This is a genomic window from Ornithinicoccus sp., assembly GCF_057176825.1.
Window position 1 is genome coordinate 2,617,372 of sequence record NZ_CM169976.1, and the last position, 13,809, is coordinate 2,631,180.

Genomic DNA, 13,809 nt, shown 5'->3' on the forward strand with positions numbered 1-13,809 from the left:
AGTGCGCTATCACGCTAACACGTGATGACAGGGCCGGGTCAAACCAGGGGCTGGGCCAACTCGACGCGTAGGGCACGCACCGCCTCCGAGCGCGGCACGGAGAACTGGTCCTGGCGGCGCAGGTCCTTGACGGTGACGGTGCCGGACTCCAGCTCCTGGGGCCCGAGGAGGGCGACGAAGCGGATGCCGGCGCGGTCGGCATACTTCAGCTGCTTGCCGAGCTTGCCGCCGTCCAGCACCGCCTCGGTGTTGATGCCGCCCTGGCGCAGCTCGGTGGCCAGGGCCAGGGTCTGCGGGAGCAGCTCGGGGTCCATCTGCGGGACGAGCACCTGGACGGTGGACTCGGCCGCGTGCACCAGGCCCGCTTCGCGCAGCTGCCAGAACAGCCGGGAGAGCCCGATGGAGATGCCCACCCCCGGGAGTCGGGACCTGGTGTACTGCCCGGCCAGGTCGTCGTAGCGCCCACCGGAGCAGATGGAGCCGATCTCGGGGTGCTCGTCCAGGGTGGTCTCGTAGACGGTGCCCGTGTAGTAGTCGAGTCCGCGGGCGATGGACAGGTTCAGGCGGTAGTCCGACTCGGGCACCCCCAGGGCCCGGACCAGGTCGAGCACCTCCCGCAACTCCGCGACCCCCTCGGCCAGCGCCGGGGACCCCGCGGAGGCGGCGCGCACCTCCTCCAGCCGGGCCAGGGCGTCCTCGTGCGAGGTGGAGCGGACGGCCACGAACGCCAGGATGCGGTCCACCGCCTCCTGCGCGAGGCCGAAGTCGGCTCCGGTCAGGGTGGCGCGCAGGTAGTCCTCGCCGCGCTTGTCCAGCTTGTCCACCTCGCGCAGCACCCGCGCCTGCTGCTCGGCGTCGGTGACGCCGAGGTCCTCGAAGAAGCCGCGCATCAGCTTGCGGTTGTTCAGCTGGACGGTGAACGGCCCGATGGCCAGGTCGGTGAAGACCTGGTGGATCACGGCGGGGAACTCGGCGTCGTGCCGGGCGCTGAGGTCGTCCTTGCCGATGATGTCGATGTCACACTGGTAGAACTCGCGGTAGCGCCCCCGCTGGGGCCGCTCCCCGCGGTAGACCCGCTGCATCTGGTAGCGGCGGAACGGGAAGGTCAGCTGGTGCTCGTGCTCGGCGACGTAGCGGGCCAGTGGCACGGTCAGGTCGAAGCGCAGGGCCAGCTCCGGGAGACCGGCGGCCGCCTTCTCCAGGGAGCCTGTCGACTGGACGAAGTAGACCTGTCGCTCGGTCTCGCCGCCGGTCTTGGTCAGCAGCACGTCGGACAACTCATAGGCCGGTGTCTCGATCGGCAGGAAGCCGAAGCGCTCGTAGCCGGAGCGGATCACATCCAGCATCCGCTGGAAGGCGATCTGCTCGGCAGGCAGCAGTTCCAGGACCCCGGAGGGTGTGCGCGGCGTGATCACGTCGGCGAGTCTAACGAGTGGGGCACCCCGCGAGGCGGGGCAGGTGCACTTTCCCTATCGTGTCCAAACCGTCATCCGGCTGTGACCAATCCCCCGAGTTGGCCTGCCTAAACTGTCGGCCGACCAGCACATCCAGGCCCAGGCAGAGGAGTTCCATGACGCACCGTCCGAGCCGCCGGGTCTGGGCCTCGGCGGTGGCTGCCCTCGTGCTGCTCGGGGCGTGCACCACGGTGGACAGTGGCCGCGACGAGGCGCAGCCGAGCGCCGAGCAGGCGGCCACCAGCGTCGTCGCCACGGGCGAGTGCCAGGAGCCGCCCGCCCTGCCGGAGACGGTCCCGACCTTCGGGGCCCAGGAGGCGCCCACCGCCACCGAGGGCACGGTGCACCAGGCGATCCTGCACACCTCGTGCGGCGACATCGGCATCGAACTGCTCGGCGATGTGGCCCCGGTGACCGTCGCCTCCTTCGACTTCCTCGCCGCCCAGGGCTACTGGGACGGGAGCCCGTGCCACCGGCTGACCACGTCGGGGATCTACGTGCTGCAGTGCGGCGACCCGACCGGCACCGGGCGAGGTGGCCCCGGATACACCTTCGGCATTGAGAACGCCCCGGCGGACGGCGCGTATCCGCGCGGCACGATCGCGATGGCCCGCACCGCCGACCCGGACAGCAACGGGGGCCAGTTCTTCCTGGTCTTCGAGGACACCCACCTACCGGTGCGGGGGGGTGGCTACACCATCTTCGGTAAGGTCACCTCTGGAATGGACATCATCGACCGGATCGCCGAGCAGGGAGTGGACGGCGGAGGAGCCGACGGGCTGCCCGTGCAGCCGATCAGCATCCTCTCGGTCGAGATCACCGAGGAGAAGGCACCGGATTCGTGACTGAGCAGCCCAAGCCAACACCTGCGGCCCTGGCCGGACGCAAGGCGGCGGTGCACCCCGTGGCGCCCCCGGCCCCCGCGGTCGAGGCCGACAGCCGATCCGCCGAGTTCGGGCGGGTCGCCGAGGACGGCACCGTCTACGTGCGTACCGACGATGGGGAACGTCCGGTCGGGTCCTACCCGGGCCGGCCCCCGGAGGAGGCCCTGGCCTACTTCGCCCGCAAGTACGACGAGCTGGCCGCCCACGCCACCCTGCTGGAGCAGCGGGTGACGCAGACCGACCTGTCGGCACACGACGCCCGGGAGTCCCTGGGCAAGCTGCGCGAGCAGATCGGTGAGGCCAACGTGGTCGGCGATCTGCCGGCGCTGGCCGCGCTCGTCGGGCGGATCGAGACCGAGGTCGACGCCAAGCAGGTGCTGGAGAGCGAGGCCCGCACGGCCGCCAAGGCCGAGGCCGCGGTGGCACGCGAGGCGCTGGTCGCCGAGGCCGAGGAGCTCGCCGCCAAGGACCCCTCCAAGATCCAGTGGAAGGCCGCCAGCACCCGGATGCGCCAGACGCTGGATGAGTGGAAGCAGATGCAGCGCTCCGGCCCCCGCATCGACAAGGACCTCGAGAACCGCCTGTGGCAGCGCCTGAGCGCGGCCCGCGGCACCTTCGACCGCACCCGCAAGCAGTGGTTCAGCCAGCTGGACGAGGAGCACGCCGAGGCCAAGCGGGTCAAGCAGCGGCTGGTCGAGGAGGCCGAGAAGCTGGCGACCAGCAAGGACTGGGGCCCGACGGCGGGCGCGTTCAAGCGCCTGATGCAGGACTGGCGCCGTGCCGGGCGGGCCCAGCGCGGGGAGGACGACGCCCTGTGGGAGCGGTTCAAGACCGCGCAGGACTCCTTCTTCGAGGCTAAAGACCAGGTCGTGGCCGAGGAGAACAAGGTGTTCGCGGCCAACCTGGAGGTCAAGGAGGCCCTGCTGGTCGAGGCCGAGGCGCTGCTGCCGGTGGACTCCGACAACATCGACTCCGTGAAGGCGTCGCTGCGCGGCATCCAGGACCGGTGGGACGCCGCCGGCAAGGTGCCGCGCGAGGCGATGTCCCGGGTCGAGGGGCGGCTGCGCAAGGTCGAGCAGGCGGTCCGCGACGTGGAGGACCAGAAGTGGAAGTCCTCCAACCCCGAGGTGTCCGCCCGGGCCCAGTCGATGGTCGATCAGCTCGAGCGTGCGGTGCAGGGTCTGGAGCAGGACCTGGAGGCCGCCCGTGCCAGTGGCAACGAGAAGAAGATCGCCGAGGCGGAGCAGGCCCTGGAGGCACGGCGCACCTGGTTGGAGTCGGCCCGCGGCGGTCTCGCCGAGTTCGGCGGCTGATCGCGGTGTTGCAGCGATTCGACGTCGATGACGTCGCCGCGGGGCTGTGCGCCTACCTGGACGCCTCCCCCTCCCCGTTCCACGCCGTCCGGGCAGCCGCGGACCTGCTGGCCGCCCACGGGTTCCGTGAGGTCGCCGAGAGTGAGCCCACCCCCGCCGAGCCCGGCCGCTACCTGACGGTGCGCGGCGGCTCGCTGCTGGCGTGGTCCTCGGAGTATGCCGAGGGGCCGGCCACGCCGTTCCGCGTGGTCGGGGCGCACACCGACTCCCCCAACCTGCGGGTGAAGCCACAACCGGACGGCGCCAGCGCCGGGTGGCAGACGCTGGGCGTAGAGGTCTACGGCGGCCCCCTGCTCAACTCCTGGCTGGACCGTGACCTGGGCCTGTCGGGGCGCGCCGCGGTGCGGGACGGACACGGCATACGGCAGCACCTGGTGCGCGTGGACGACCCGGTGCTGCGGGTCTCCCAGCTGGCCATCCACCTGGACCGCACGGTGCACACCGACGGCCTGAAACTGAACGCCCAGCAGCACCTGGCGCCACACTGGGGCCTGGGTGCGACGCCGGGGGACTTCCGCGGCTTCCTGGCCGAGCAGGTCGGGGTCGACCCGCAGGACCTGCTGGCGTGGGACGTGATGACCCACGACCTGACGCCCGCGCGGCGCATCGGGCGAGAGCGGGACCTGGTGGCCTCGGCCCGGCTGGACAACCAGGCGACCTGCTACGCGGGCGTGCGGGCGCTGCTCGACGCGGTGGAGCACCACGACGGGCCGGCCGTGGTGCCGGTGCTCGTCCTGTTCGACCACGAGGAGGTGGGCAGCACCTCCGAGCGCGGGGCGCACTCCACCTACCTGCCGGCGGGGCTGGAACGGATCGTGCTGGCCGCCGGCGGCGGCCGCGAGGACTACCACCGGGCACTGGCCGGGTCGGTCATCGCCTCCGGCGACATGGCCCACGCGACCCACCCCCACTACGCCGAGCGGCACGAGCCGACCCACCGGATCCGGATGAACGGCGGGCCGGTCCTGAAGGTCAACGCCCAGCTGCGCTATGCCACGGACTCCCTCGGCGCCGCGGCCTTCACCGAGGCCTGTCACCGGGCCGGCGTGCCGGTCCAGACGTTCGTGTCCCGCACCGACCTGCCCTGTGGGTCCACGGTCGGCCCCACCACCTCGGCCCTCACCGGTGCGACCACCGTCGACTTCGGTGCGCCGACCCTGTCGATGCACTCGACGCGCGAGCTGGCGGGGGTCGCCGACCAGGCGATGTATGCCGCAGCGCTCGCCGCGTTCCTCTCCCCGGTGTCGTAGACCGGCTCAGGACGCGGCGGTGCGGCGGTCCGGGTCGGAGCTGGACCCGGTGATCCGGTAGGCGTCCAGGACCGCGTTGACGCGACGCACGCCACGGATGACCGACTCCAGGTGGCTCGGGTCGGCCATCTCGAAGGTGAACCGTGATTGGGCGACGCGGTCCCGGCTGGTCTGGACGCTGGCGGACAGGATGTTGACGTGGTGCTCGGTCAGCGCACGGGTGATGTCGGAGAGCAGACCCGGCCGGTCCAGGGCCTCCACCTGCAGCTGCACCAGAAAGACGCTTGACTCGGTCGGCGCCCAGGCCACCGGGATGATGCGCTCGGGGTAGCGCTGCAGACCCTCGACGTTGTTGCAGTCGGTGCGGTGCACCGAGACCCCGTTGCCCGTCGTGACGAAGCCCATGATGGGGTCGCCCGGCACCGGGGTGCAGCACTTGGCGAGCTTGACCCACACGTCCTCGGCGCCGACGACGGTGACCCCGGGGTCCACGGACTGCTGCTGGCGCGCCCGCCGCGGGGTGGTGGCCTCGGCCAGGTCCTCGGTGGCGCCGTCCTCGCCCCCGAGCGTCGCGACCAGCTGCTTGACCACGTGCTCGGGTGAGACGTGGCCCTCGCCGACCGCGGCGTAGAGCGCGTCGATGCTGTTGTAGCGCAGGTCCCCCGCGACGGCGACCAGGGTCTCGTGGCTCATCAGCCGCTGCAACGGGAGGTTCTGCTTGCGCATCGCCTTGGCGATGAGCTCCTTGCCGGACTCGATCGCCTCCTCCCGGCGCTCCTTGGAGAACCACTGGCGGATCTTGTTGCGGGCCCGGGCGCTGGCCACGAACCCCAGCCAGTCCCGGCTGGGGCCGGCGCTGTCGGACTTGGAGGTGAGGATCTCCACGACGTCGCCGTTGACCAGCTTGCTGTCCAGCGGCACCAGTTTGCCGTTGACCCGTCCGCCGACGCAGTGGTGACCGACCTCGGTGTGCACCGCGTAGGCGAAGTCGACGGGGGTGGCGCCGGCCGGCAGGGCCATGACGTCCCCGCCGGGGGTGAAGACGTAGACCTCGGCCGCGCTGATCTCGAAGCGCAGCGACTCCAGGAACTCGCCCGGGTCGGAGGTCTCGCGCTGCCAGTCCAGCAGCTGGCGCAGCCACTCCATCCCCTCCATGGGACCGGTGCCGCCGTCCGGGCCCGTGGTGATCTTGCCGCCCTGGGGCCCGTCCTCCTTGTACTTCCAGTGTGCGGCGACGCCGTACTCGGCGCGGCGGTGCATCTGGTGAGTGCGGATCTGGATCTCCACCGGCTTGCCGTCCGGGCCGATGACCGTCGTGTGCAACGACTGGTACATGTTGAACTTCGGCATCGCGATGTAGTCCTTGAAGCGCCCCGGCACAGGGTTCCACCGGGAGTGCAAGGCACCCAGGACGGCGTAGCAGTCCTGCACGGTCTCCACCAGGACCCGGACGGCGATCAGGTCATAGATCTGCTCGAAGTCGCGCCCCCGCACGATCATCTTCTGGTACACCGAGTAGTAGTGCTTGGGGCGGCCGGTGACCACGGCCTTGATCTTGGCGCCCTTGAGGTCGCCGGAGATCTGCTGGCGCACCTTGGCCAGGTACTCCTCGCGGGCGGGTGCGCGCTCGGCGACCATCCGGACGATCTCGTCGTAGACCTTGGGGTAGAGCTGGGCGAAGGACAGGTCCTCCAGCTCCCACTTGATGGTGTTCATCCCCAGCCGGTGGGCCAGCGGGGCGTAGATCTCCAGGGTCTCCCCCGCCTTACGGGCTGCCGACTCCGCCGAGACGTAGCGCCAGGTGCGGGCGTTGTGCAACCGGTCGGCGAGCTTGATTACCAGGACCCGGATGTCGCGGGACATGGCGACGACCATCTTGCGCACCGTCTCGGACTGGGCGGCCTCGCCGTACTTGACCTTGTCCAGCTTGGTGACCCCGTCGACCAGCATCGCGATCTCCTCACCGAAGTCCTTGGTGAGGTCGTCGAGGGTGTATGCCGTGTCCTCCACGGTGTCGTGCAGCAGGGCCGCGGCGATGGTCGAGGGCGTCATGCCGAGCTCGGCCAGGATCGTGGACACCGCGAGCGGGTGGGTGATGTAGGCGTCACCGCTCTTGCGCAACTGGCCCCGGTGCGCCTTCTCCGCGACGCCGTAGGCGCGCTCGATCAGGCTCAGGTCGGCCTTGGGGTGCGTCGCCTTCACGGCGCGCAGCAGGGGCTCCAGCACCGGGTTGGCCCCGGTGCGGGTCCCTCCCAGCCGGGCCAACCTGGCGCGCACACCCGTGCTCTGGGAGGAGGTCGGGGCAGCGACGTCCTCACTCATACGGGGATTCTAGGCCGGTTGCGCGCTCAACTCGTCAACAAGGCCGTCAGGGGGTAGTCGCCGAGTCGCGCCCGCCCCTGGAGGAAGGCGATCTCGAGCACCACCTCGACGGCCGCGACGGTGCCGCCGCACCGCTCGACCAGGTCACAGGTCGCCGCCGCCGTGCCGCCGGTGGCCAGGACGTCGTCGACGACCAGGACCCGTTGCCCGGGAGCGATCGCGTCCTCGTGGACCTCGATCGTGGCGCTGCCGTACTCCAGGTCGTAGGACACCGCGTGGGTGCGCCACGGGAGTTTGCCCGCCTTGCGCACCGGCACGAAGCCGACGCCGAGCTCGTGCGCCACGACGGCGCCCAGGATGAAGCCGCGGGCCTCGATCCCCACGACGGAGTCGACCCCGTGGCGGTGCCGGCCGACGATGTCGTCGACGATCCGGGTGCGCAGGTCCGGGTCGAGCAGCAGCGGGGTGAAGTCCTTGAAGACCACCCCGGGCTCGGGGAAGTCCGGGATGTCCCGCAGTGCGGTCGACAACTCGGCGGCGAGGTCCATGGCCAGCTCAGCGCTTGGAGCGGGGGGTCCGTCGTGGCTGGTTGCGCGGGCCCCGCTGGGCCATCGGGTGGATCTGTCGGCCCGGGGCGGCGGGATCGGCGGCCGGGCCCGCGGCGGGTGTCGACCCGCTGGCCACGCCGCTGGCGAGCGGGGCGCCGACCTCGTCGACCTCGATCTCCTCGTCCTCGACCACGGGTGCCGGGTCGGGCTCCAACTTGCGCTTGCGGGCCACCTTCTTGTCCAGCTCGCGGATCTCCTCCTCGTTCTGGCGCAGGTGCACCAGCAGCGGGGTGGCGATGAAGATGGAGGAGTAGGTGCCCACCGCGATGCCGATGAAGAGGGCGGTGGACAGGTCCAGCAGGGTGCCGGGCCCGATGTAGAGGATCCCGATGACCATGATCGCGGTGACCGGGAGCAACGCCACCACCGAGGTGTTGATGGAGCGGACCATGGTCTGGTTCACCGCGAGGTTGGCGGCCTCGCCGTAGGTCTGTCGCTTGGTGTCGAAGGCGTGCTCGGTGTTCTCCTTGACCTTGTCGAACACCACGATCGTGTCGTAGATCGAGTAGCCGAGGATGGTCAGGAAGCCGATCATCGACGCTGGGGAGATCTCGATCCCGAGCAGGCCATAGGCCCCGACGGTGAACACCACGTCGTGCAGCAGCGCCACGAGCGCGGCGAACGCCATCTTCAGGGTGCGGAAGTAGAAGGCCAGCACGATGGTGACCAGCACCAGGAACACCACGAGCGCCTGGATCGCCTTGGTGGTGACCGTGTCTCCCCAGGAGGGTCCCACCACCGAGGAGGTGACGTCGTCGCCGGTCACGCCGAACTCCTCCGCCAGCGCTGCCGCGGCCTCGTTGGCCTCGTTGGCGGGCATCTCCCCGGTCTGGATCCGGACGGTGCTGTCACCGATCTGGGTCGAGGCGACCTCCCCGCTGTCGGTGGTGACGGTCCTGATGGCCTCGGTGGCGCGGCTCTCGTAGCCCTCCATCTGGGTCACGTTGCCGACGCGCAACTCGGTGCCGCCCGTGAACTCGATGCCGAAGTTGAGGCCACGACCGAAGATCCCGAGCAGCGACACCAGGAGCAGGACACCGGCGACGGCATACCAGACCTTGCGTCGGCCGACGACGTTCACCGACCGCTTGCCGGTGAACAGGTCGTTGCCGAGCTGGGCGAAACTGGACATCAGACGATCCCTCCCTCGAGCTCCTCGCGGGTATGCCGTCTGCGTTTCGGCTCGGGCACCGAGAACTGACCGCGGCCCAGGTAGGTGGAACGCTTGGCGCCCAGCCGCTCCGGGTCCATCCCGGACCACTTGTGGCCCTGACCGAAGAACTGGGTGTTGGCCAGGATGCTGACCACCGGGTGGGTGAACATGATGACGACCAGCAGGTCGATGATCGTGGTCAGGCCGAGGGTGAAGGCGAACGCCTTCACGCTGGCCTCGGACAGCCAGTACAGGACGCCGGCCGCGATCAGGTTGACGACGTCCGAGATGATGATCGTCCCGCGGGCCCGCTGCCAGCCGGTGTCGACCGCGTAGCGCAACGGCCGACCGGACCGCACCTCGTCGCGGATGCGCTCGAAGTAGACGATGAAGCTGTCCGCGGTGATACCGATGGCCACGATGACACCGGTGACCCCGGCCATCGTGAGTCGGTAGTTGTGCGTCGTCCCGAGCAGTGTCAGCGTCGCGTAAGTCAGTCCGGTCGCCACGATCAGGGAGCCGACGGTGACCAGGCCCAGCGCGCGGTACTGCAGCAGGGAGTAGACGAACACCAGGAACAGTCCGATGATGCCCGCGATGATCCCCCAGCGCAGCTGCTCGCCACCGAGCGTCGGGCTGATCTGCTCGCTGGTCTGGATCGTGAAGGACATCGGCAGCGCACCGAACTTCAGCTGGTTGGCCAGGGTCTCGGCGGACTCGTTGGTGAAGCCACCGGCGATGCTGGCGGTGCCGTTCGGGATCGCCTCGTTGACCCCGGGCGCGGAGATGATCTCGCGGTCCAGCACGATCGCGAACCGGTTGCGGGGGTCCGGCTGCTGGAAGCCCACCAGTCGGGAGGTGATCTGGCGGAAGGCCTCGCGGCCCTCGTTGTCGAAGGTGAGGCTGACCTGGATCCGGCCCGTGGGACCGGCCTGGCCCATCTCCAGACCCGAGTCGGCGTCGGCCACGCTGGCCCCGGTGAGCTCGGCCGGGCCCAGGATGAACTTCTCCAGGCCCCCGGCGGAGCAGGCGACCGTGGCCTCGTTGGTGTTCTCGCTGGTGGCGTCGTAGGCGGCCTCGGGGTCGGAGCAGTCCAGGGCCATGAACTGCTCCTGCAGCTCCGGGGTGATCCAGGCGAAGTCGCTGGCGTCGGTCGGCGCCGCCCCGTCGGTCTCCGCGGGAAGGTCGGTGACCTCCACCTCGTCCTCTGTGGTGACCTCCTCGTCCGGCGACCCGGTCGCGTCCCCCGCGGACAACAGGCCCTCGGGGTAGGCACCGTCGGTCGCGGTCGCCTCGTCCTCCAGCGGGCCGCTCGGCTCGCTCACGGACGGATCCTCGCCGGGGACGGCGGTCTCGGACGCGTCGTCGGGGGCACCGGTCGGCAGCGGGATCTGCCGGGTCGGGGTGGACTCGCTCTGGGACGGGATGTTGTCCTCGGCGTGCAGGACCGCGCGGAACTGCAGCTGCGAGGACCGCGACAGGGCATCCAGCTGGGACTGGGTCGGGTTGCCGGGGATCGCCACCGAGATGCTTGTGCTCCCCAGCCGCGAGACCTCGGACTCCGCCACGCCGCTGCCGTCGATGCGGCGCCGGATGATGTCGATCGCCTGCTCGACCTGCTCGCCGGAGACCTCGGCGTTCCCCTCGACCACCGGCTCCAGCACGATCTGCCGCCCACCGGCGAGGTCCAGCCCCAGCAGCGGTGTCAGCTGCCCCTTGGGGTTGCCCCAGATCGCGGCACCCGCCACTCCCCCGAAGATCATGGCGATGATGAAGCCGAGGGCGACGATCGTGCGGATTGCTGTCCTGTTGCGGGAGTGCTTGCGCTTCCTGGCCATCAACGCATCACTCCGTGGGCTCGGTGCCGGGTTCGTTCGGGGCACCGGCCCGCGGGGAGCGCACGATCGCACGTCGGTCCCACTGCACCTGCACCCCCGGGGCAACCTCCAGGTGCACGATCCCCTCGTCCAGCAGCGCGATGCGGCCGTACAGACCCGTGCTGGTCATCACCTCGTCGCCGACCTGGAACTCGGACTGCATCTGCTGCATCGCCCGGGCCTTGCGCCGCTGCGAGAAGATCATGTAGGCGATGAGCATCAGGGGCAGGGCCAGCAGGATCAGCGTCCCGAAGCCCCCGCCCGTCGACGAACTCGCCGCGGCCTGAAACGACATGGTGGGTCCTTACAAACGTCCGGTGGAGCAGCACCCCGTGGGGCACGCGCGGGGCACGCACCACACGGCGTGCACCCGGGGCAGTCTAGGTGAGCGACCTGTAGCGACCAAAGACACCCCGCTCCTCGGCGGGTCAGCCCCCGAACCGGCCGCCCTCATCGAGCGAGGGCAGCGGCTCCTGCGCGGTCGTGCCGGCGGGTGCTGACAGGCCCAGGTGCTGCCAGGCCAGCGGTGATGCGGCCCGTCCCCGCGGGGTGCGCACCATAAATCCCTCCCGGACCAGGAACGGCTCCGCGACCGTCTCCACGGTGTCCGGCTCCTCCCCGACCGCCACGGCGAGCGTGCTCAGCCCCACCGGGCCGCCACCGAACCGCTGGCACAGCGCCTCCAGGACGGCGCGATCCAGCCGGTCCAGGCCGCGGGCGTCGACGTCGAACAGGGTCAGGGCCGCCTCCGCGGCGGGCAGGTCCACGATGTGACGTCCGTGCACCTGCGCCCAGTCACGCACCCGGCGCAGCAGGCGGTTGGCGATCCGTGGGGTGCCCCGGGAGCGGGAGGCGATCTGCTCGATACCCGCGGGGTCGGCCTCGATGTCGAGCAGCGTGGCGTTGCGGGTCAGGATGTGCACCAGGTCCTCGGTGCGGTAGAAGTCCAGGTGCCCGGTGAATCCGAACCTGTCCCGCAGCGGCGCCGGGAGCAACCCGGACCGGGTGGTCGCGCCGACCACGGTGAACGGCGGCAGCTCCAACGGGATGGCGGTGGCCCCCGGCCCCTTGCCCACGATCACGTCGACCCGGAAGTCCTCCATGGCCAGGTAGAGCATCTCCTCCGCGGGACGGGACATCCGGTGGATCTCGTCGAGGAAGAGCACCTCGCCCTCGCTCATCGAGGAGAGGACGGCAGCCAGGTCCCCGGCGTGCTGGATCGCCGGCCCGCTGGTGATCCGGATCGGCTGCTCCAGCTCGGCGGCGATGATCATCGCCAGGGTCGTCTTGCCCAGCCCGGGCGGGCCCGACAACAACACGTGGTCCGGTGGGGACTGGCGGCGCCGGGCGGCCTCCAACAGCAGCCCCAGCTGCTCGCGCACCCGCTGCTGCCCGGGGAAGTCGGCCAGCCGGCGGGGCCGCAGGGCCGCCTCGATGCGCCGCTCCTCCTCCGTGGAGTCCGCGTCCACCACCCGGGCGGTGGCGTCCAGCGAGCCGTCCTCCTCCGGCCCGCTCACCGTCCCAGCTCCCGGAGCGCGGCCCGCAGCAGCTCGGACACCTGGTCGGGCACGGCGTCGGCCTTGGCGACCCTGCCGAGCGCGTCCTCGGCCTGCTTGGCGCTCCACCCCAGCCCGACCAGGGCCTCGCGGACCTGCTCCTGCGCGGCGTCCAGCGTGCCGGAGCCCGGGGCGCCGGCCGCGGCATCCGGCGTCGCCGGGCCGGCGACAGTCATCTTGTCGCGCAGCTCTAGCACCAGGCGCTCGGCGCTCTTGCGCCCGATGCCCGGGACCTTGGTCAGCGCGGCCAGGTCACCGGCGGAGATCGCCCGGCGCACCTCGTCGGGGGCGTGCACGGACAGCATCGCCAGCGCGAGGCGGGGCCCGACGCCCGACACCGTCTGCACCTGCTCAAAGAGGGCCCGGGAGTCCGCACCGGGGAACCCGTAGAGGGTGAGCGACTCCTCCCGCACCACGAGCGTCGTGGCCAGCCTGGCCTCGCTCCCCGTCCGGCACTCGGCGGCGGTGGCGGGGGTCGTGTGGACGTGCAGCCCCACCCCGCCGACCTCGACCACCACATGGTCGAGTCCGACGTGCAGGACGGTGCCGCGCACCGAGGAGATCATCGTGCTGGTCCGTTCTGTGGTGAACTACCGGGCCGGATCACCCGGCCCGGGACGGTGCCGCGCGGGGCCACGATCTCGCGCCGGCCGGCCACCGGCTGGGAGCGGGCCTGGGCGTGGAGCTGGGCCAACCGGTTGGGCCCGGCGGCCGCGGCCTGGCGCTGGGCGCGCACCATCAGGTCCGAGGCCGCTGCAGCGTGCCGGCGGTCGTGGGCGTCGCCGCGCCAGACGTGGCAGATGGCCAGGGCCAGGGCGTCGGCCGCGTCCGCCGGCCGGGGCGCGACGTCCAGGCCCAGGATCCGGGTGATCATCGAGGTGACCTGGGCCTTGTCGGCCCGGCCGTTGCCGCTGACGGAGGCCTTGACCTCGGTGGGGGTGTACATCGCCAGGGGCAGCCCCAGCCGGGCCGCGGCCAGCATCGGCACCGCCGAGGCCTGGGCGGTGCCCATGATCCCCTTGATGTTGGCCTTGGCGAAGACGCGTTCCACGGCCACGGCGTCGGGCTGGTAGTCGGCCAGCCACTGGTCGAGCTCGGTCTGCAGGCTCAGCAGACGCTCCTGCGGCTCGTCGGACACCGGGGTGCGCACGACTCCCACCGCGACCATCCGCAACGGGCGCCCGGCGCGTCCCTCGACGACGCCGAGCCCGCACCGGGTCAGCCCGGGGTCGACCCCGAGGACTCGCACCGTACTCGCCTCCCTCACACCGTCTGCGAACACCTGTTCGCAGCACCACGGTACGTCACCCATCCCCCGTCCGGGGGGCCGAC

Annotated in this window: 12 protein-coding genes; 3 read left to right on the forward strand and 9 right to left on the reverse strand. The window is 71.0% G+C overall.

The annotated features are described in order from the left end of the window. Positions 1–38 precede the first annotated feature (38 nt). Positions 39–1,415, reverse strand: coding sequence for a histidine--tRNA ligase (gene hisS / locus AC1QRC_RS13070; RefSeq protein ID WP_484203725.1), 1,377 nt, complete (start codon positions 1,413–1,415; stop codon positions 39–41). Between the two features lie 155 nt (positions 1,416–1,570). Between hisS and AC1QRC_RS13075 the strand changes: the two genes are divergently transcribed. Genes AC1QRC_RS13075 through AC1QRC_RS13085 form a run of 3 tightly spaced genes read left to right on the forward strand, consistent with a single transcriptional unit; the run spans position 1,571 to position 4,961 of the window. After that, entirely contained in the window at positions 1,571–2,299 is a 729-nt protein-coding gene (locus AC1QRC_RS13075; RefSeq protein ID WP_484203726.1) for a peptidylprolyl isomerase, read from the forward strand. Further along, positions 2,296–3,651: a DUF349 domain-containing protein gene (locus AC1QRC_RS13080; RefSeq protein ID WP_484203727.1), complete on the forward strand. Its 1,356-nt coding sequence runs from the start codon at positions 2,296–2,298 to the stop codon at positions 3,649–3,651. The genes AC1QRC_RS13075 and AC1QRC_RS13080 overlap by 4 nt, the downstream gene beginning before the upstream one ends. 5 nt (positions 3,652–3,656) lie before the next feature. Next, positions 3,657–4,961 carry a M18 family aminopeptidase gene (locus AC1QRC_RS13085; RefSeq protein ID WP_484203728.1) on the forward strand — a complete coding sequence of 435 codons (1,305 nt, stop codon included), beginning with the start codon at positions 3,657–3,659 and terminating at the stop codon, positions 4,959–4,961. A 6-nt stretch (positions 4,962–4,967) separates the two neighbouring features. On the opposite strand, the gene AC1QRC_RS13090 is transcribed toward AC1QRC_RS13085, so the two are convergent. The 8 genes from AC1QRC_RS13090 to ruvC form a co-directional block, all read right to left on the reverse strand. Then, positions 4,968–7,283, reverse strand: coding sequence for a RelA/SpoT family protein (locus AC1QRC_RS13090; protein ID WP_484203729.1), 2,316 nt, complete (start codon positions 7,281–7,283; stop codon positions 4,968–4,970). A gap of 26 nt (positions 7,284–7,309) precedes the next feature. After that, positions 7,310–7,831 (reverse strand): adenine phosphoribosyltransferase, encoded by a 522-nt coding sequence (locus AC1QRC_RS13095; protein ID WP_484203730.1) that lies wholly within the window; start codon positions 7,829–7,831, stop codon positions 7,310–7,312. A 7-nt stretch (positions 7,832–7,838) separates the two neighbouring features. Then, entirely contained in the window at positions 7,839–9,023 is a 1,185-nt protein-coding gene (secF, locus tag AC1QRC_RS13100; protein WP_484203731.1) for a protein translocase subunit SecF, read from the reverse strand. Continuing rightward, entirely contained in the window at positions 9,023–10,882 is a 1,860-nt protein-coding gene (gene secD / locus AC1QRC_RS13105) for a protein translocase subunit SecD (protein WP_484203732.1), read from the reverse strand. Before secD ends, secF begins: the two co-directional genes overlap by 1 nt. Before the next feature lie 7 nt (positions 10,883–10,889). After that, positions 10,890–11,216, reverse strand: coding sequence for a preprotein translocase subunit YajC (yajC, locus tag AC1QRC_RS13110; RefSeq protein WP_484203733.1), 327 nt, complete (start codon positions 11,214–11,216; stop codon positions 10,890–10,892). 133 nt (positions 11,217–11,349) lie between these two features. Beyond that, a complete protein-coding gene (gene ruvB / locus AC1QRC_RS13115; protein WP_484203734.1) occupies positions 11,350–12,438 on the reverse strand; it encodes a Holliday junction branch migration DNA helicase RuvB in 1,089 nt (362 codons plus the stop codon). Then, on the reverse strand, positions 12,435–13,043 hold the full coding sequence (gene ruvA, locus AC1QRC_RS13120; protein ID WP_484203735.1) for a Holliday junction branch migration protein RuvA: 609 nt from the start codon (positions 13,041–13,043) through the stop codon (positions 12,435–12,437). The genes ruvB and ruvA overlap by 4 nt, the downstream gene beginning before the upstream one ends. After that, positions 13,040–13,726 carry a crossover junction endodeoxyribonuclease RuvC gene (ruvC, locus tag AC1QRC_RS13125; RefSeq protein WP_484203736.1) on the reverse strand — a complete coding sequence of 229 codons (687 nt, stop codon included), beginning with the start codon at positions 13,724–13,726 and terminating at the stop codon, positions 13,040–13,042. The genes ruvA and ruvC overlap by 4 nt, the downstream gene beginning before the upstream one ends. Positions 13,727–13,809 lie beyond the last annotated feature (83 nt).

Bases quoted from the DNA above. Each gene is read 5' to 3' on its own strand.
- AC1QRC_RS13075 (WP_484203726.1), top strand. From the start codon at position 1,571: ATGACGCACCGTCCGAGCCGCCGGGTCTGGGCCTCGGCGGTGGCTGCC.
- AC1QRC_RS13090 (WP_484203729.1), bottom strand. From the start codon at position 7,283: ATGAGTGAGGACGTCGCTGCCCCGACCTCCTCCCAGAGCACGGGTGTG.
- AC1QRC_RS13095 (WP_484203730.1), bottom strand. From the start codon at position 7,831: ATGGACCTCGCCGCCGAGTTGTCGACCGCACTGCGGGACATCCCGGAC.
- secF (WP_484203731.1), bottom strand. From the start codon at position 9,023: ATGTCCAGTTTCGCCCAGCTCGGCAACGACCTGTTCACCGGCAAGCGG.
- secD (WP_484203732.1), bottom strand. From the start codon at position 10,882: ATGGCCAGGAAGCGCAAGCACTCCCGCAACAGGACAGCAATCCGCACG.
- yajC (WP_484203733.1), bottom strand. From the start codon at position 11,216: ATGTCGTTTCAGGCCGCGGCGAGTTCGTCGACGGGCGGGGGCTTCGGG.
- ruvA (WP_484203735.1), bottom strand. From the start codon at position 13,043: ATGATCTCCTCGGTGCGCGGCACCGTCCTGCACGTCGGACTCGACCAT.